Raw genomic sequence first — 15,169 nt, 5'->3', positions numbered from 1 at the left:
GAGTTTTCGAGCCTGAAAAACGTCGCCAGCTCTTTCTCGATTTCGATATGGCGGTTGCGACGAAGTTCGAACCGGAGACAACTGGTCCGTTCAATCGCTCGCACTATATGGCTAGTAAATTGGAGCGTCTGGTCCATGCCCATCTCCTGGGACTGCGAGATCAGGTGCTCCCGGCGGTTCGGGCGCTAACGGACTGGATGGCCAATCAGCCTGGGCCAGCCGAGGGCAAGGATACCGACGGGTGCTTCCGCGGCTATCAATGGTGGCGGACGCTGGGCCTGTGCAAGTGGCTGATCGATGGCGATCTGGCGGTCGCCGAGTTCGGTCGCGCGAGCGAGGCCGACTGGCGACAGTGGGATCAGTTCGATCGCCTCCTGCCCAACGGGACGAAGCTGCTGATGCGGGAAGGGCTCGAGCTTGCCTTGCCACTCAACCTGGCGGCTCGACGCCATGAGGTCGGTCTGAAGCTCTGTCAGGAGGCCGGACTCACCACCAAGCCTTCGTCGGCACCGGCCATCGTGCGGGCGGAGCTGATGTACGGGCAATGGGCCTGCCGTCATCTCGCCGATGGCGGCAAGCCCGACGCGGTCTATGTCGCCAAGGGCGAGGAGATGCTGCGCAAGACGATGACGGAACGCTTCATCGAGAACGGCTATCATACGAAGATGGCGATGTGGCTGAAGGCGATCTATCACGATAGCGGCGTCACGCGGACGCCGGAAGAGACCATCCTCAAGGCCTACGACACCATGACCGGCGTCGAGAAGCCCGCCTTCGCAATGGTTTGATCTTGGGAAGAGTTTAGCGAGCAACTGCAGCAGCAGAGGGCGATGCCGGCGAGCCCGGCGGCGTCGATGTGAGCGGCGACAGGAACGCCCTTCAGGCCCCGATGGCCCGCTAACGGAGACGAACATGACAAGCATCGAGACAGAAGGGCTGCCGTCGGCAGCGCCGGCCGCGGAGTCGTGGCCGCACAACGCCGTTGGGCGACGACACCCCGCTCGGTCTGCAGGCCGACGAGATGGTCGCGCGCAGCTCGATACCGTGTTCGCGGGCGCGGTTCGCGCCCTGGTGCACCATGCGGCGACGGGTCTGGCGGGCAGGACCCCGAGGTGGCGCTGGCCGGCGTCACGGGGGCCTACCGGTGCTGGCCGCGTTGAAGGACCGGTAACTGGCGCAGAGGATCGGGCCACGACAGAGGGCCTAGACCAGCCCGCTAGGGGGAGAGGCTAGGTGAGTGGGCTTCGATGAACGCAGCGGCGACTACGCCGCCGGCTTCTTCTTGAACGTCACCACCAGCACGTCGCGATAGGCGGGGAGCGCCGGGTTTTCCGGCTCGACCGGCGTGACGCCGTGATAGCAACGGGCGTCATCGACCAAGGCCGCGTCGAGCGGATCGGTCAGGGTGAAGCTGCCCAGCGCGCGCTTGTCGAGGTCGTGCACGGTCGTCGTGCCGCTGGCGATGTTGCGGCGGTTGATCAGCAGCACCAGCACATAGTCGACGCCGTCGCGATGCATGCCTTCAGGCGTCGGCTTGCCCTGGACGCCGGTCTTGGCCTCGATGCGGAACTGGTGGACCTCGATGTGCCACTTCGCCGTCTCGGGCGCGAGGCGGCCAAACAGCGAGCGGCAATATTCGAGAATGGTGCGCATCGACGCGCCGTTGCCGATCTCGTCGGTCACCGGCTTGAACCAGCGCTCGATGCCGCCGTTCAGGTTGTTGTAGCTGAGCCCCTGGTAGTGCGGCTGGTGCGCGCCGCGCACGATGGCGCCCTGGCGCTCAGCCTCGTAGACGCCGAACCGGCGCTTCCGGTAGCGGCCGCCGTCGCCCATGTAGGTGTCGACCTCGAGATCGTTCCAGCTTTCGGCGAAGGCCGGCCAGTCGGCGAGCGTGCCGAAGCGCGTGAACGCCGTGCGCATGTCGGAAGCTTCGACGAAGGCATATCCCGCACGCTCGACGGAGGTGCGGATGCCCGATGCGTTTTGCAGGCCGGTACCGATTTCGCTCATGAGAGTCACTCTAGCATCACATATCCATCATTCAGCAGCAGAGGCGCATGAAGCTTTCTAGGGATTGGCGCGGCGATTGCAGATCGCGAGAGGTCACGCCGCCCTCGCGGCTCATGGAGATTCATACATGTTGCGACGCAAGCTCCTCGCCACCGCTGCCGCCTCTTTCGCCGCTCCCGCCATCGTCTCGCGCGCATCGCTGGGCCAGAACCTGCGCAAGGTGAAGATGGGCTCGGCCTTTACCACCACGACCAACGCGGCCTTTCTGATGCCGGCGCTTCTGAAGCCCGAGGGCATCGACCTTGAACTGGTCATGTTCCCTTCGCTGGTGCAACGCATGCAGGCTGTTGCGTCAGGCGATGTCGATATCGGCAACGGCGGCCTGTCGGCCACCATGCAGGTCGCGACCAAGGGCTTCCCGATGCAGGTGCTGGCCAATGGCTGCGACGGTGGCTGGATGGTGCTGGCGCAGCCGTCGATCAAGAGTTTCCAGGATCTCGTGGGCAAGAAGATTGCCGTCCAGAACGGCTCGATCGGCCTCGTGTCGCTGAACTGGAAGCTGAAGCAGGAAGGCGTGTTTGGGAAGGTCGAACTGGCGTTCATGGACAACCAGGACCAGCCGATCCCGTTGATGCGCGGCGACGTCGCGGCGATCTGCGTGTTCGAACCCTATGCGGCGCTGGCCGAGGTGAACGGCTGGGGCAAGCGACTGTGGGTGCCGTACGACTCTCCCATGGGCAAGACCAACCTGGGCTTCGTCGCGTCCTCGGCCTTCGTGAAGAAGGACCCGGACCTCACCAAGAAGATGGTGCAGGCGCATGTGAAGGCGACGAAGGAGATGGCCTCCAATCCCTCGATCGCCATCGAGACCACGATCAAGCAGTTCAAGATGACCAAGGAAGTGGCCGAGCTCTCGACCAAGAACCTGTTCTTCAGCGCCGACTCCGGCCCCGCCTTCGTGAGCGGCCTCAAGTCGCTGGCCAAGATGATGATCGACGACAAGATGCTCGAGAAGGAACCCGACTGGGATAACTTCCTGAACCTCGGTTACGTCTGATGCGGTTCCAGTGATGCAGTTCAAACGCGCGCTGGGGCTTCTGCCCCTGGCGCTGCTGCTGCTCGCCTGGGAACTGGCGGTGCAGGCCAAGGTCTATCCGCCGGTCCTGCTGCCGCCGCCCGCCAAGGTCCTGATGGTCTTCGTCGACGATTGGGACACGGTGCTGGGCAATGCGCTGGCCAGCATCAGCCGCGTCGCCGTGGGCATTTCGCTGTCGTTCCTGTTCGCGGTGCCGCTCGGCCTGATGATCGGGCGCTACCGGCTGCTCGACACGATGACGGACTGGTCGATCCAGATCTTCCGCTCGATCCCGCCGATCGCGCTCATTCCCATGGCGCTGCTGTTCCTCGGCATCGGCGACAAGCCGGCGATCGCGCTGATCTTCCTGGCCGGCACCTGGCCATTGCTGATCAACACCATCTTCGGCGTGCGCGGCATCGAGCGCACCCTGCTCAAGGTGGCCAAGGCGGCGCGCGCCAGCGAGTTCCTGGTGATGAAGGACATCATCCTGCCGGCCTCGCTGCCGGCCATCTTCACCGGGCTTCGCCTGGCCGTCGGTGGCGGCTGGCTGACCGTGGTGACGGCCGAGATGATCGCGGTGAAGTCGGGGCTGGGCTACATGATCCTGAACGCCCAGCTCACCTTCCGCTCCGATCTCATCATCGCTGGCATCATCGTCATCGGCGCGATCGGCCTTTTGGCCGACCAGGCGGTGCGCATGGTCCGCTCCTATGTCTGCCGCTGGCAGGAGGGCCTCACGGCGTCGCCCGAATGAGCAAATTCCTGGAATGTATCGGTGTCGGGAAGATCTATCCCGGCAAGACCGAACCGGTCGAGGCGCTGCGCGGCATCGACTTTACCTGCGATGCCGGTGACTTCGTCTGTCTGCTCGGCCGCTCGGGCTGTGGCAAGTCCACCCTGCTGCAGATGGTGGCGGGGCTGGAGACGCCGACCTCAGGCCAGATCGTGATCGCCAACCGCGAACTCGATGGCCCCTCGCCGGAGGCCGCCATCGTCTTCCAGGATCACGGGCTCTTTCCGTGGATGACGGTGCAGAAGAACGTCGAGTTCAACATGAAGGCGCGCGGCACGCCGGCCGCCGAGCGTCGCGCGACCGCCACGCAGTTCATCGAGATGACGAGCCTCACGGGCTTCGCCGACCGCTACCCGCACGAGCTGTCGGGCGGCATGCGCCAGAGGGTCGGTATCGCGCGCGCGCTGACCACGCGGCCCAAGGCGTTGCTGATGGACGAGCCGTTCGGTGCGCTCGATGCCCAGACCCGCGGCAAGCTGCAGGACGAGGTGCTGCAGATCTGGGAGAAGCAGCGCACCACCGTGCTGTTCGTCACCCATTCGATCGACGAGGCCTTGCTGCTCGCCGACCGCATTCTCGTGTTCAGCCCGCGGCCGGGCCGCATCGCGGCTGACATCAAGGTGGATTTGCCGCGCCCGCGTACGTCACAATCGCCGGGCTTCGTCGCCCTGGCCCGTGAACTGCGCGGGCTGGTCGGCGCCGACAGGGAGATTGATTGATGCCGTATGCAACGACCGACGATGGCGTGAAGCTCTATTACGAGGAGACGGGGGCGGGCGCGCCGATCGTGTTCGTGCACGAGTTTGCCGCCGACCATCGCTCGTGGGAAATGCAGATGCGCCATTTCGGCCAGCGCTATCGCTGCATCACCTACAGCGCGCGCGGCTATCCGCCGTCCGACGTGCCGGAGAAGCCCGAAAGCTACAGCCAGAACCGCGCGACCGACGACATCCTGGCGGTGATGGATCATCTCAAGATCGACAAGGCCCATGTCGTCGGCCTGTCGATGGGCGGTTTCGCGAGCCTGCATTTCGGCTTCCGTCATCCCACGCGCGCGCGGTCGCTGGTCGTGGCCGGCGTCGGCTACGGCGCGGAGAAGCACGAGACGGCGAAGTTCAAGGCCGAGGTCGGCATCGTCGCCAAGTCGCTACTGGAAGAGGGCATGGCCGTCTTTGCCGGGAAATACGCCTACGGCCCGACGCGCGTTCAGTTCGAGAACAAGGACCCGCGCGGCTTTGCCCAGTTCAAGAAGGAACTGGCCGAGCATTCGGCGCTGGGTTCGGCCAACACCCAGCTCGGCTGCCAGGGCGAACGGCCCTCGCTCTACGACCTCGTGGACAAGATGCGCGCGATGACAGTGCCGACCTTGGTGCTGACCGGCGACGAGGACTGGCCCTGCCTGGCGCCCTCGATGCTGATGAAGCGCGAGATCCCGTCGGCCGCGCTGGCCGTGATGCCGAACTGCGGCCACACGATCAATCTCGAGGATCCTGACCAGTTCAACCGGATCGTCGGCGACTTCATCATCCAGGTCGAAGCCGGCCGCTGGCCCAAGCGCGACCCGCGCGCGATCTCGGGGTCGATTACGGGGATGAAGAGCTAATACTGTCGTCCTGAGCGCAGCGAAGGACCTAACGGAGCGACCAGACGACTGCGTAGCGGACGTGAGATCCTTCGCTGCGCTCAGGATGACAAGAGTAAGCGAGGGTAGTCACGCTTACGCAGTCAAACCACCGTCACACACAAACTCCGACCCGGTCGAGAACGTCGATTCGTCGGAGAGCAGGAACAGGATCATGTGGGCGACCTCGTCGGCCTGGCCGAGGCGGCCGAGCGGGTGGAGGTCTTCGAGGGACTGGCGGCCGGTCATGTTGCCGACGTTGGTTTCCAGGCGCGGCGCGATCATCGGCGTGTCGATGTAGCCGGGATGCACCGAGTTGCAGCGGATGTTGTACTTCTGCTGCGCGCAGTGCAGCGCCACGTTCTTGGTGAGGGTGCGTACCGCGCCCTTCGAGGCGCAGTAGGCCATCGCGTAGGACGTGCCGCGCAGGCCCAGGACCGAGGAGATATTCACGATCGAGCCGCCGCCCGCCGCCTTCATCGCCGGGATGGCGTGCTTGCAGCCGAGAAACGTGCCCAGTGAGTTGATGTCGTTGACCCGGCGATACTCCGCGAGCGTGCAGTCCTCGATCGAGTTGCGCACGCCGACGCCGGCCGCGTTCAGCAGCCCGTGCAATGCGCCGAACTTCTCGACGGTGGCCGCAACGGCGGCCTGCCAGCTCTCTTCCTGGACGACGTCGAGCGGCACGAAATGCGCCGATGCGCCCAGTTCCGCGGCCAGCGCCTGGCCCTTGGCCTCATCGCGATCAGCCAGCACGGCCTTGCCGCCCTCGCGCACGATCATGCGCGCGGTCGCGGCGCCGATGCCGGAGGCGCCGCCGCTCAGCAGGACGGTCTTGTTCTCAAGACGGGGCAAGGAGCGACCTCCTGAGAAGTCCGGCGGTCACGCCGCCATCCGACGTGAACTCCGCGCCGGTGACGAAGGAAGAGCGGTCGGAGGCGAGCCACAGCACGAGTTCGCCCAGGTCCTGCGGCTCGGCCATGCGGCCGATCGGATGGCGCGAGCCCAAGAACGCCTTGCCCTGCTCGTGACCGACCGCCTGCCACAGCGGGTTGAAGATCGCAGTGTCGACGCCGCCGGGATGAACCGAGTTGCAGCGGATGCCGTATTTCTGCTCTGCGCAGTAGAGGGCCACGCTCTTGCTCAGCAGCCGCACCGCGCCCTTGCTGGCGGTGTAGGCGGTGGGGCCGGCGCCGCCGACCAGGCCGGCGATCGAGGAGATGTTGACGATCGAGCCGCCGGTCGCGGTCTTGCCCGCGCCGAGATGCTTCATGCCCTGAATGCCGTACTTGCAGCCGAGGAACACACCCTCGGAGTTGATCGCCTGGACCTTCTGCCAGTTCTCGACGGTGGTGTTCTCGGGATTGCCCGGACCGCCGGAGACGCCGGCATTGTTGACCATGATGTCGAGCCGGCCCTCGCGCTGCAGGACGTCTGCAAGCAGGGACTGCCAGGACTCCTCGGAGGCGACATCGTGGGCCACGAAGCGGCCGGCCGGTGTCGCCTTTGAGCCTTCGGCCAGATCGGCCACGATTACCGCAGCGCCTGCGGCTGCGAGCAGGGCGGCCGATGCGGCGCCGATGCCAGAGGCACCGCCGGTGACGACCGCCACCCTCCCGGAAAGTTCATCGCTCATATCGACGCGACCATAGCGACTAACCGCGCGGTGCGTTAGCGTATCGTTCAGGAGGATCGCATGGCGAAGCTGACAGGTATTCTCGCATCGATGGCGGTGCCGCTGGCAATCGCGGCCTGCACTCAGACGGCGGGTGGCCCGGCACCGGGGCAAGGCGGTCCGCCGCCCGGCATGACCGCGGCCCAGGGCGCGGCCTACTGCACCAAGCTCACGACGCTCTACAGCGAATATGTCGGCGGCGTCAGCACCGCGATGGGCGGCGTCGGCCGCGAGGGCACCGAGGCCGACATCAACGTCCGTGTCGCCATCGCCCAGTGCCAGGAAGGCAATACCGCGGCCGGCATCCCGGTGCTGCAGCGCGAGCTGCGCAACAACAAGATCGACGTTCCGGCCTCCTGATCCATCTCGTGATCCACTACATGAGCAGCCCCATGACCTCTCCGCATCGCACGCTGGCCCGCCTCGCCGGGCTCGCCCTCCTGCCGCTCCTGGCCGCCGCCTGCACGCAGACGGCCGGCGGTCCGCCGCCGGGCATGACGGTCGACCAGGCCGCGGCCTACTGCACCAAGCTGAGCTGGGCGTACGGCGAGTATGTCGCCGGCGGGCTGGGCGACAGCGCCGGCGACAATGACGACACCGACGCCGACATCAACGCCCGGCTGGCCATCGCCCGCTGTCACGAAGGCGATACTGCGGCGGCGATCCCGGTGCTGCAGAAGGAGCTCCAGCGCAACAAGGTGCCGGTGCCGCCGGTCTGAGTTTCCTGAACGCAGTCAAAGAAAAAGCCCGGACGGTCACCCGCCCGGGCTTTTGTTTGGGTCGGGAGGACCGGGCTAGAAGCCCAGGCCTTCCTTGATGACGATCCAGCGGCCGTTCTTGACCTGCTGCACCTGCGTGATCGTGTTCGCGAGGTGGTTGGTCTTGGAGAACTTGCTGGGCGGCGAGCTGAAGATGTCGAGGTACGGGTCGCCCGACTCGAGCGCGTCCAGCATCTTCTGGCCGGTCAGGTCCTTGCCCGCGAGCTTCGCATAGTGCGCGAAGGTCATGACGGCGTTGTAGCCGATGACCGACTGCGTGTTGGCATCGGTGCCGAACATCTTCTTGTAGGCTTCGACCCAGTCCTTGACCTTGCCCTTGGCCGTATCGGCATAGGGAGTCTCGAAGGCGCCGGCGGCGTAGAAGCCCTCGACCACGTCCTTGCCGAGCGTGATCGTGTCGGGAATGTTGGTCGGGGTCGCGCCGAGGAAGGTGACGTCCCAGCCGAGCTTCTTGGCCTCGGCGATGGCGCCGATCGTCTCGCGCAGGATGGTGCCCAGCACGACCAGGTCACAGCCGTCCGACTTCATCTTGGCGATCTGCGCACTGAAGTCCGACGCGCCGCGCTTGTAGGTCGTGACCGAGGCGGGCTTCAGCTTCATGACGTCGAGCTGCTGGGTGAAACCGTCGAGCACGTTCTTGCCGTACTCGTCGTCCTGGTACATCAGGCAGGGCTTCGTGGGTTTCTTCCACTCGACCATGTACTTCACGGCCGCGCGCGTGCTCTCGACATAGGGCAGCAGGTTGCTGAACTTCAGCCGCTCCTGCGGCTTGCCGGCGTCGAACTTGTAGGTGAACTCGGCGGCGGTCAGCGGGAAGAGCTGCAGCACGCCCGCGTCGAACAGGATGTCTTGCGCCGCGATCACGGGCGCGGAGCCCATGCCGCCGATCATCGCGAAGACCTTGTCCTTCTCGATCATCTTCTGGCTGGCGAGCACGGCCTTCTTAGGATCGTAGGCGCTGTCCTCGACGATCAGCTTCAGCTTGCGGCCGTTGATGCCGCCCGCCGCGTTGATCTCCTCGACGGCGAGCTTCATGCCGTTGGCGACCGGGACGCCCCAGGTCTTGATCGGGCCCGACAGATCCTGGTGCGTGCCGATGACGATCTCGGTCGGCGTGATGCCCTGGTTCGTGACCTTGGTCTGCGCGAGCACGGGCGTGACCGCCAGTGCCGTCGTGCAGGCAAGCGTCACCGCGAATGCCTTGAGATGCATTGTCCGTTTCCTCCACTGCTGCGCTCTTTAGTTTCTTCGGTGGGTGGCGCACACGACCCGGTCCGTCGTCGCTTTGCGCGACTTGTGCAGAATTAGAGCAGGTCCCGAGCGGTTATGCACGGCGAAACGGAGGATTCCGGGGTGCAAAAGAAAAGGCCCGGGACATGCCCGGGCCTTTGCCATCGACGGTAGTGGAACTCAGTTCTTGAGGTCGCGCTTCAGCACGACCCAGCGGCCGTCCTTGACCTGCTGCAGCAGGTAGACCGTGGCCGACAGGTGCTCGGTCGGTGAGAACTTCACCGGCGGCGAGTTGAAGATGTCCTGGAAGACGTCGCCCGATTCCATGGCGGCGAGGAACTTCGCGCCCGTCAGGTCCTTGCCCGCCAGCTTGGCGTAGTGGGCGAAGGTCATGACCTCGTTGTAGCCCAGCGCCGACTGGGTGTTCGGCTCCATGTTGTAGAGCTTGAAGTAGGCGTCGGCCCATTCCTTGGCCTTGCCGGTCGAGGTGTCGCGGTAGGGGATCTCCATGCCGCCGACGGCATAGAAGCCCTCGGTGACTTCCTTGCCGAGTGCCGGAACCTCGACGACGTTGGCGGCGGTGCTGCCAAAGTAAATCGGCGCGAAGCCGATCTTGCGGCCCTCGGTCATGACGCCGACGGTCTCGCGCACGACGGTGCCCAGCACGACGAAGTCGCAGCCGTCCGACTTCATCTTGGCGACCTGCGAGGAGAAGTCCGAGGCGCCGCGCTTGTAGCTGGTGGTCGAGGCGGCGGTCAGCTTGGCGTCCGCGACGGCCTGGGTGAAGCCGTCGAGCACGTTCTTGCCGAACTCATCGTCCTGGTAGATCACGCAGGGCTTCTTGCTGCCCTTTTCCGCCATCAGGTGACGGGCGCCGGCGCGCACGCTCTCGGTGTAAGGCGGCACGTTGTTGAACTTCAGCCGGTCCTGCGGGTTCTTCGGGTCCATCTTGTAGGTGAACTCGGCCGAGGTGACCGGGAAGAGCTGCGGAATGCCGGCCTCGAGCAGGATGTCCTGCGCGGCGAGCACCGTGGGCGAGCCGAGCGGCGCCAGCATCGCGAAGATCTTGTCCTTGTCGACCAGCTTCTGCGTCGCGAGCACGGCGCGCTTGGGATCGTAGCCGACATCCTCGACGATCAGCTTCAGCTTGCGGCCGTTGATGCCGCCCGCCGCGTTGACCTCGTCGATGGCCATCTTCATGCCGTTGGTGACGGGAACGCCCCACGACTTGATCGGGCCGGAGAGATCCTGGTGCGTGCCCAGCACGATCTCGGTGGGCGTGATGCCCTGGTTGGTGACCTTGGTCTGCTGCGCCACCGCCGGCAGGGCGGCGAGGCCGAACACGCCGCTCAACAGGGCGGCCTTTACGCTAAACGAACGCATGACTACTTGTTTCCTCCACTACGCTTTACGGAACTCTTCTTGGAACTAGGCCGCCTGAGGGCGGTACATCGCGTCGATCTGGTCCTTGTACTTGGTGTTCACGAACGACCGCTTCAGCTTCATGGTCGGCGTCAGCTCCTCGTCCTCGGGCGTGAGCTGCTGCTCGATCAGGTAGAAACGCTTGATCGTCTCGACGCGAGCGAAGTTGGCGTTGACCCGCTCGATCTCCGACCAGATCAGGTCCTGCACTTCCTTGGCGCGGCACAGGCTGGTGTAGTTGGTGAAGGGCACGTCGAGGTCCTGCGCGAACTTCTCGACCGTCTCGCGCTCGATCATCACCAGGCAGGTGAGGTAGGCGCGCTTGTCGCCGATCACGACGGCATCGCTGATATAGGGCGAGAACTTCAGCTGGTTCTCGATCTCCGACGGCGTGATGTTCTTGCCGCCCGCCGTGATGATGATGTCCTTCATCCGGTCGGTGATCTTGACGTAGCCTTCCTCGTCGATCAGGCCGACATCGCCGGTGTGCAGCCAGCCGTCCTTGTCGATAGTCTCGGCCGTCTTCTCGGGCTGGTTCAGGTAGCCCATGAACACCATGTCGCCCTTGATCAGGATCTCGCCGACGGGGGAGATGCTGACCTGGCCGTAGGGCACCGATTTGCCGACCGTGCCGAGCTTCATCGCATTGGCCGGCATCGCCGTGGCCAGCCCGCAATTCTCCGTCTGGCCGTAGACCTCGTACATGTCGAGGCCGAGCGCGAGATACCAGCGGATCAGCTCCGGCGAGATCGGGGCGGCGCCGGTGAACAGCCAGCGGCAGCGATCGAGGCCGATCATGCGGCGGATGTTTTTAAGCACCAGCCAGTAGGCGGCCTTGAACTGCAGCTTCTCCAGCGCCGTCGGCTCGCGCCGCGCCAGCCGCGCATCGGCGATGGCGAGGCCGGCCGCCAGCGCGCGCCGGTAGGCCCATTGCTGGAGCGGCGTGGCATCCTTCAGCGCGATCATGATGCCGGCGTAGAATTTCTCCCAGACACGCGGCACGGCGCCAAAGAGCGTCGGCTGCACCTCGCGGATGTTGTCGGGCACCGTCTCCGGGCTCTCCGCGAAGTTGGAGCAGACGCCGGTCGCGACCGAGTAGTAGCTGCCGGCGATGCGCTCGGCGACGTGGCAGAGCGGCAGGAAGGCCAGCCGCTCGTCGCCCTCGTACCAGGAGAGCGACAGCTCGGGATGCATGCAGTTCTGCATCGTGTAGACCACGTTGCGATGGCTGTGCATGGCGCCCTTGGGCGGACCCGTCGTGCCGGACGTGTAGACCAGGATCGCGAGGTCGTCGGGCTTGCGCGAGGCGACGAGCTCCTCGAACAGCGCATCCTTGCCTTGGCCGTAGTTGCGGCCGGCCGCCATGAATTCGTCGAGCGAGACCACCATCGGGTCGTTGAAGGTGCGCAGCCCCTCCATGTCGAACACGACGATCTTGCGAAGAGACGGGCAGCGCTCACGCACGTCCAGTGCCTTGTCCAGTTGCTCGTCATCCTCGACGAACAGGACCGAGGTTTTCGAATCGTTGATCAGGTATTCGACCTGCTTGGCCGAATCGGTCGGGTAGATGCCCGAGGAGACGCCGCCGGCGCAGAGAATACCGAAGTCGGCGTAGTTCCATTCCGGCACGGTGTTGGCCAGCACCGAGGCCACGTCGCCCGGTCGGAAGCCGGTCTCGTGCAGCGCGAAGGTCACGGACTTCGAGCGCTCCAGCCACTGGTTCCACGAGATCGCGTTCCAGATGCCGTAGAGCTTCTCGCGCATCGCCGGCCGCTCGCCGCGCGTCTTGCACGACAGCAGGAAGCTTTTAGGCAGGGTCTCGGCAACCGTCAGCGTGGCTTTGGTGGGCATGTTTCCTCGCTTCCCGTCAGCGCCAGTTCTTCTTCTTCTTCCAGCGGCGTTCGCCGCGGGCGCTCTCTTCCTTGGCGCCGAGATAGAATTCCTGGATGTCCTTGCTGCTCATCAGCCGCTCGCAGGTATCGTCCATCACCACGCGACCGACCTCGAGCACGTAGCCGTAATGCGCCGTCTCCAGCGCCATCTTGGCGTTCTGCTCGACCAGCAGGATCGACGTGCCTTCCTCGGCGTTGACCCTGCGGATGATGCTGAAGATCTCCTTCACCAGCAGCGGCGAGAGGCCGAGCGAGGGCTCGTCGAGAAGCAGGAGCTTCGGCCGGTTCATCAGCGCGCGGCTGATCGCCAGCATCTGCTGCTCGCCGCCCGACAGCGAGCCGGCGGGCTGGTCGATGCGTTCCTTGAGGCGCGGAAAGTAGGCGAAGATCTTTTCGAGGTCCTGGGCGACGCCGTCGCGGTCCTTGCGCAGGAACGCGCCCATGGCGAGATTCTCGCGCACCGACAGGAACGGGAAGACCTCGCGGCCTTCTGGCACGTGGCTGAGGCCCAGCCGCACGATCTTGTCGGCATCCATGCGCTGGATCGGCTTGCCCTCGAACTCGATCGTGCCCTTCAGCGGATCGAGCACGCCGGAGATGGTCTTCAGGATCGTCGTCTTGCCCGCGCCGTTGGCGCCCAGCACGGTGATGATCTTGCCGCGCGGCACGGCGAGGCTGACGCCGCGGATCGCCATGATCGGGCCGTAGTAGCTCTCGATGTTGGAGACCTTGAGGATCGGGTCGTCGCTCATGTCCGCTCCCTCAGGCGCCGAGATAGGCGGCGATGACGTCGGGATGCGCCTGCACCTCGGCCGGCGTGCCGGAGGCCAGCACCTTGCCGTAGTTCAGCGCCAGCACCCTGTCCGATACGCGGTTCACCAGGGTCATATCGTGCTCGACCATCAACACGGTGACGCCCAGTTCAGTGCGGATGTCGCGGATCCAGAACGACATGTCGTCGGTCTCCTCGACGTTGAGGCCGGAGGAGGGCTCGTCGAGCAGGATCAGCTTGGGCTCCGAGCAGAGAGCGCGGGCGACCTCGATCACCTTGCGCACGCCATAGGGGAGACCCGCGATCAGCTTGTCGCGATAGGCCTGGAGATCGAGGAACTCGATCACTTCCTCGACCTTGTGGCGGTGCTCCTTCTCGGCGCGCCGCACCGACGGCAGGAACAGGATCTCCTGCCAGAGTTGGGTCGTGGCATGGCAGTGCCGGCCGACCAGCAGGTTGGCCAGCATCGAGGCGTTCTCGAACAGCTCGATGTTCTGGAAAGTCCGCGCAATGCCCAGCTTGGCGATCTGGTGCGCCGGCACCTCGGTGATGTCGCGGCCCTCGAAGAACAGCTTGCCCGAGGTCGGGTCGTAGAGCCGCGAGATCAGGTTGAAGATCGAGGTCTTTCCGGCGCCGTTGGGGCCGATGATCGTGAAGATCTCGCCCTTCTCGATGCTGAAGCTGACGCTGTCGACCGCCTTGAGGCCGCCGAACTGCAGGGAGATGCCGTCGACCGTGAAGAAGCTCATCGGTTGCGCTCCGACTTCACGTAGGTCTTCTGGCGCTTGAAGGTGGCCTTCTTGTAGAGCGGGAAGAGCTGGAAGAAGAGCTTCACCTTGAGCCAGCGCCCGTAGAGCCCGTAGGGCTCGAACAGGATGAACATCATGATGATCAGGCCGTAGATCGCGCCCTTGAGGCCGGCCGCCGAGCCGATTGCCGACATCGTGTCGCGAAGCTTGCCGGCGCCCTCCGAGGACATGCCGAGCGAGGAGGCGAGGCTCGCGCCCAGCACCGGCACGTCGTCCTTCAGCGCCGTCAGGAACGGGTCGACCATGACGATGAAGATCGCGCCCAGCACCGCACCGTGCACGCCGAAGGCGCCGCCGATGATGATCACCATGATGAACTCGATGGAGAGCAGCAGGGTGAACATTTCGGGCGAGATGAAGGACATCTTGTGGGCGAACAGCACGCCCGCCATGCCGGTCAGGGCGGCGCTGATGGCGAAGGACTTCACCTTGTAGGCGGCGAGGTCGATGCCCATGCTCTTGCCGGCCGTCTCCGAATCGCGGATGGCGATGAAGGCGCGGCCGGTGGGCGAGCGCAGCAGGTTCAGCGCCAGCAGGATCGAGCCGACCAGCACCAGCAGGCAGAGGAAGTAGAAGGCGTCGCCGTCGCGCGGCAGGGGCTGGCCCAGCAGGTCGAGGGTGCGCACGCGCATACCCTCGTTGCCGTGAGTCACCGATTCCCAGCGCGCTAGGATCTCCTCGACGATGAAGGCGAAGGCGATGGTGGCGATCACCAGGTAGATGCCGGTGAGGCGCAATGCCGGGAAGCCGACCATGGCGCCGACCACGCCGGTGATGATGGCGGCCGCCGGAAAATACACGATGAACGGTATGCCCTGGCTCTGCATGAAGCCGGCGGTGTAGGCGCCGATCGCCAGGAAGGCGGCGTGGCCGAGCGAGGCCTGGCCGGTGAAGCCGGTGAGGATGATCAGCGCCACGCCGACGATCGCGTAGATGAAGACGAAGACGATCTGGCTCTGCAGGTAGCTGCCGACGAGATAGGGCGCGGCGATCACCACGGCCAGCAACAGCCCGTAGGACCACCAGTAGCCGCCGTGCTTCAGCAGCTTGATGTCCTGGTTGTAGTCGGTCTTGAAGACGAAACGCAT

General features: G+C 65.0%; 16 protein-coding genes. 7 read left to right on the top strand and 9 right to left on the bottom strand.

The window, feature by feature from the left end:
• Positions 1-197: 197 nt before the first annotated feature.
• Entirely contained in the window at positions 198-788 is a 591-nt protein-coding gene (locus AC1RP5_RS23470; RefSeq protein WP_493114727.1) for a hypothetical protein, read from the top strand.
• A 475-nt stretch (positions 789-1,263) separates the two neighbouring features.
• On the opposite strand, the gene AC1RP5_RS23465 is transcribed toward AC1RP5_RS23470, so the two are convergent.
• A complete protein-coding gene (locus tag AC1RP5_RS23465) occupies positions 1,264-2,010 on the bottom strand; it encodes a 2OG-Fe dioxygenase family protein (protein WP_493114726.1) in 747 nt (248 codons plus the stop codon).
• Positions 2,011-2,137: 127 nt separating this feature from the next.
• Here AC1RP5_RS23465 and AC1RP5_RS23460 point away from each other — a divergent pair, with 127 nt between their 5' ends.
• From AC1RP5_RS23460 to AC1RP5_RS23445, 4 genes are read left to right on the top strand one after another with little or no spacing between them, the layout of a single operon-like run.
• Positions 2,138-3,067: an ABC transporter substrate-binding protein gene (locus AC1RP5_RS23460; protein ID WP_493114725.1), complete on the top strand. Its 930-nt coding sequence runs from the start codon at positions 2,138-2,140 to the stop codon at positions 3,065-3,067.
• A gap of 13 nt (positions 3,068-3,080) precedes the next feature.
• Positions 3,081-3,842, top strand: a complete 762-nt coding sequence (locus tag AC1RP5_RS23455; protein WP_493114724.1) for an ABC transporter permease — start codon at positions 3,081-3,083, stop codon at positions 3,840-3,842.
• Positions 3,839-4,600, top strand: a complete 762-nt coding sequence (locus AC1RP5_RS23450; protein ID WP_493114723.1) for an ABC transporter ATP-binding protein — start codon at positions 3,839-3,841, stop codon at positions 4,598-4,600. Before AC1RP5_RS23455 ends, AC1RP5_RS23450 begins: the two co-directional genes overlap by 4 nt.
• Complete coding sequence (locus AC1RP5_RS23445; RefSeq protein WP_493114722.1) at positions 4,600-5,484, top strand: alpha/beta fold hydrolase; 885 nt, start codon at positions 4,600-4,602, stop codon at positions 5,482-5,484. The genes AC1RP5_RS23450 and AC1RP5_RS23445 overlap by 1 nt, the downstream gene beginning before the upstream one ends.
• Before the next feature lie 114 nt (positions 5,485-5,598).
• On the opposite strand, the gene AC1RP5_RS23440 is transcribed toward AC1RP5_RS23445, so the two are convergent.
• On the bottom strand, positions 5,599-6,357 hold the full coding sequence (locus AC1RP5_RS23440; protein WP_493114721.1) for a glucose 1-dehydrogenase: 759 nt from the start codon (positions 6,355-6,357) through the stop codon (positions 5,599-5,601).
• Positions 6,344-7,138, bottom strand: a complete 795-nt coding sequence (locus AC1RP5_RS23435) for an SDR family oxidoreductase (protein WP_493114719.1) — start codon at positions 7,136-7,138, stop codon at positions 6,344-6,346. Before AC1RP5_RS23435 ends, AC1RP5_RS23440 begins: the two co-directional genes overlap by 14 nt.
• 60 nt (positions 7,139-7,198) lie before the next feature.
• Here AC1RP5_RS23435 and AC1RP5_RS23430 point away from each other — a divergent pair, with 60 nt between their 5' ends.
• Both AC1RP5_RS23430 and AC1RP5_RS23425 read left to right on the top strand, forming a co-directional pair.
• Positions 7,199-7,537, top strand: a complete 339-nt coding sequence (locus AC1RP5_RS23430) for a hypothetical protein (RefSeq protein ID WP_493114718.1) — start codon at positions 7,199-7,201, stop codon at positions 7,535-7,537.
• 32 nt (positions 7,538-7,569) lie between these two features.
• Positions 7,570-7,896, top strand: coding sequence for a hypothetical protein (locus AC1RP5_RS23425; RefSeq protein ID WP_493114716.1), 327 nt, complete (start codon positions 7,570-7,572; stop codon positions 7,894-7,896).
• 75 nt (positions 7,897-7,971) lie between these two features.
• Here AC1RP5_RS23425 and AC1RP5_RS23420 read toward each other — a convergent pair whose 3' ends face one another.
• The 6 genes from AC1RP5_RS23420 to AC1RP5_RS23395 form a co-directional block, all read right to left on the bottom strand.
• On the bottom strand, positions 7,972-9,168 hold the full coding sequence (locus tag AC1RP5_RS23420; RefSeq protein ID WP_493114715.1) for an ABC transporter substrate-binding protein: 1,197 nt from the start codon (positions 9,166-9,168) through the stop codon (positions 7,972-7,974).
• A 198-nt stretch (positions 9,169-9,366) separates the two neighbouring features.
• Entirely contained in the window at positions 9,367-10,569 is a 1,203-nt protein-coding gene (locus AC1RP5_RS23415; RefSeq protein ID WP_493114713.1) for an ABC transporter substrate-binding protein, read from the bottom strand.
• Positions 10,570-10,614: 45 nt separating this feature from the next.
• Positions 10,615-12,459, bottom strand: coding sequence for an AMP-dependent synthetase/ligase (locus AC1RP5_RS23410; protein ID WP_493114711.1), 1,845 nt, complete (start codon positions 12,457-12,459; stop codon positions 10,615-10,617).
• 16 nt (positions 12,460-12,475) lie between these two features.
• Positions 12,476-13,252, bottom strand: a complete 777-nt coding sequence (locus tag AC1RP5_RS23405; protein ID WP_493114709.1) for an ABC transporter ATP-binding protein — start codon at positions 13,250-13,252, stop codon at positions 12,476-12,478.
• 10 nt (positions 13,253-13,262) lie between these two features.
• Positions 13,263-14,021 (bottom strand): ABC transporter ATP-binding protein, encoded by a 759-nt coding sequence (locus AC1RP5_RS23400; protein ID WP_493114708.1) that lies wholly within the window; start codon positions 14,019-14,021, stop codon positions 13,263-13,265.
• Entirely contained in the window at positions 14,018-15,169 is a 1,152-nt protein-coding gene (locus AC1RP5_RS23395; RefSeq protein ID WP_493114706.1) for a branched-chain amino acid ABC transporter permease, read from the bottom strand. The genes AC1RP5_RS23400 and AC1RP5_RS23395 overlap by 4 nt, the downstream gene beginning before the upstream one ends.

The organism is Reyranella sp. GW821-FHT12G01, from assembly GCF_058806575.1.
Note: the sequence above shows the minus strand (reverse complement) of the source record. Positions and strands in the feature narration are given on the sequence as shown.

Excerpts from the sequence above, each read along its gene's own strand:
- AC1RP5_RS23445 (WP_493114722.1), top strand. The coding sequence starts at position 4,600 with ATGCCGTATGCAACGACCGACGATGGCGTGAAGCTCTATTACGAGGAG.
- AC1RP5_RS23450 (WP_493114723.1), top strand. The coding sequence starts at position 3,839 with ATGAGCAAATTCCTGGAATGTATCGGTGTCGGGAAGATCTATCCCGGC.
- AC1RP5_RS23465 (WP_493114726.1), bottom strand. The coding sequence starts at position 2,010 with ATGAGCGAAATCGGTACCGGCCTGCAAAACGCATCGGGCATCCGCACC.
- AC1RP5_RS23410 (WP_493114711.1), bottom strand. The coding sequence starts at position 12,459 with ATGCCCACCAAAGCCACGCTGACGGTTGCCGAGACCCTGCCTAAAAGC.
- AC1RP5_RS23455 (WP_493114724.1), top strand. The coding sequence starts at position 3,081 with ATGCAGTTCAAACGCGCGCTGGGGCTTCTGCCCCTGGCGCTGCTGCTG.
- AC1RP5_RS23470 (WP_493114727.1), top strand. The coding sequence starts at position 198 with ATGGCCAATCAGCCTGGGCCAGCCGAGGGCAAGGATACCGACGGGTGC.
- AC1RP5_RS23420 (WP_493114715.1), bottom strand. The coding sequence starts at position 9,168 with ATGCATCTCAAGGCATTCGCGGTGACGCTTGCCTGCACGACGGCACTG.
- AC1RP5_RS23395 (WP_493114706.1), bottom strand. The coding sequence starts at position 15,169 with ATGCGTTTCGTCTTCAAGACCGACTACAACCAGGACATCAAGCTGCTG.
- AC1RP5_RS23415 (WP_493114713.1), bottom strand. The coding sequence starts at position 10,569 with ATGCGTTCGTTTAGCGTAAAGGCCGCCCTGTTGAGCGGCGTGTTCGGC.
- AC1RP5_RS23460 (WP_493114725.1), top strand. The coding sequence starts at position 2,138 with ATGTTGCGACGCAAGCTCCTCGCCACCGCTGCCGCCTCTTTCGCCGCT.
- AC1RP5_RS23405 (WP_493114709.1), bottom strand. The coding sequence starts at position 13,252 with ATGAGCGACGACCCGATCCTCAAGGTCTCCAACATCGAGAGCTACTAC.
- AC1RP5_RS23435 (WP_493114719.1), bottom strand. The coding sequence starts at position 7,138 with ATGAGCGATGAACTTTCCGGGAGGGTGGCGGTCGTCACCGGCGGTGCC.
- AC1RP5_RS23400 (WP_493114708.1), bottom strand. The coding sequence starts at position 14,021 with ATGAGCTTCTTCACGGTCGACGGCATCTCCCTGCAGTTCGGCGGCCTC.
- AC1RP5_RS23425 (WP_493114716.1), top strand. The coding sequence starts at position 7,570 with ATGACCTCTCCGCATCGCACGCTGGCCCGCCTCGCCGGGCTCGCCCTC.
- AC1RP5_RS23430 (WP_493114718.1), top strand. The coding sequence starts at position 7,199 with ATGGCGAAGCTGACAGGTATTCTCGCATCGATGGCGGTGCCGCTGGCA.